General features: G+C 47.2%; 1 protein-coding gene and 3 pseudogenes. 3 read left to right on the top strand and 1 reads right to left on the bottom strand.

What is annotated here, in order from left to right; all coding sequences use genetic code 11:
* Together BHE85_RS15750 and BHE85_RS15745 are read left to right on the top strand one after the other, a co-directional pair.
* Window positions 1-147: IS1 family transposase (locus BHE85_RS15750; protein ID WP_001437028.1), on the top strand; the 147-nt coding region annotated here is incomplete at its 5' end.
* A gap of 20 nt (window positions 148-167) precedes the next feature.
* Window positions 168-296: pseudogene (locus BHE85_RS15745) on the top strand (IS3 family transposase); the annotation flags it as partial.
* A 164-nt stretch (window positions 297-460) separates the two neighbouring features.
* Here the strand turns inward: BHE85_RS15745 and BHE85_RS15740 are convergent.
* Window positions 461-887, bottom strand: a pseudogene (locus tag BHE85_RS15740) (MolR family transcriptional regulator); the annotation flags it as partial.
* A 63-nt stretch (window positions 888-950) separates the two neighbouring features.
* Between BHE85_RS15740 and BHE85_RS15735 the strand changes: the two are divergent.
* Window positions 951-1,269 (top strand): annotated as a pseudogene (locus BHE85_RS15735) (transposase); the annotation flags it as partial.

Genomic DNA, 1,269 nt, shown 5'->3' with positions numbered 1-1,269 from the left:
CGTTACACTCAGCGCATTGAGCGACATAATCTGAATCTGAGACAACATCTGGCAAGGCTGGGACGGAAGTCACTGTCGTTCTCAAAATCGGTGGAGCTGCATGACAAGGTCATCGGGCATTATCTGAACATAAAACACTATCAGTAAGTTGGAGTCATTACCCTCACGCCATAACGGACTATATCGTTGGATATTACAGCGCACTAAGACCGCACGAATATAACGGTGGGTTACCCCCAAACGAATCGGAAAATCGATACTGGAAAAACTCTAACTCGGTGGCCAGTTTTTGTTGACCACTTCAGCCAGAGTTCTACAACAGCATCAGACGCTTTCATATACTGGCCATTATTCCAGCGATTGAAACCCAGACGTGCCAGGTAGTTCTGAATATCCTCTTTTTGGCCGATGTCTATTTGATGTGCGTGCCAGCGATGCCTTGTATGAATCTCTTTTTCTGCCGTCTCAGTCAATGTACAGCATGACTCCAACGGTAATGGCGTTAAATCCAATACCGGCATTACAGATTTTTTCTTTTTCGAAAGCCAGGGCGGTGAGACTAATACGGCAGGCAGTAGATCGGCGCAGGCATGGTTTGAGGGCTGTGTCAGTTGTTGCTGGTATGATTTCAGTACGGCAACTGCGGGTGTCGAGAGCCAGGGAAGGACCTGTTCTGCCAGTGCTGGTTGTGAGATAAGCATTGTCATTAGCATAATGCGCCAACTGTTCTCTTCTTTTTGCCCAAGAAGTTCCGTCAGTGCCGCCATTGCTGCATGTGGGAACGCAGCAATGGCTTTCGTCATCCGATCGTGACAGCGTTTAGTTTGCCCGGCTACACGTATAAGCAGTGTCAATGCGAACGGATGATTGATATGACGCAACACATTGAGGTAGCCTGAGTTTAACGGACACTCCTTCCTGAAATAGAATGGCATCAGAAGGAGCTAATAATGAGCAGAAAAAACCAACGTTACTCTAAAGAGTTCAAAGCCGAAGCTGTCAGAACGGTTCTTGAAAATCAACTTTCGATCAGTGAAGGCGCTTCCCGATTATCCCTTCCTGAAGGCACTTTAGGACAATGGGTTACCGCCGCCAGAAAAGGGCTCGGTACTCCTGGTTCCCGCACGGTGGCTGAACTGGAATCTGAAATTCTGCAACTGCGTAAGGCGTTAAATGAAGCTCGCCTTGAGCGAGATATATTAAAAAAAGCAACAGCGTATTTTGCACAGGAGTCGCTGAAAAATACGCGTTAATCGAACAATGGCGACA

Origin of the sequence: Shigella sp. FC1567 (assembly GCF_001743015.1) — a bacterium.
In the GTDB taxonomy this organism is placed as follows: domain Bacteria; phylum Pseudomonadota; class Gammaproteobacteria; order Enterobacterales; family Enterobacteriaceae; genus Escherichia; species Escherichia coli.
This window is presented reverse-complemented; position numbering and strand designations above follow the sequence as displayed.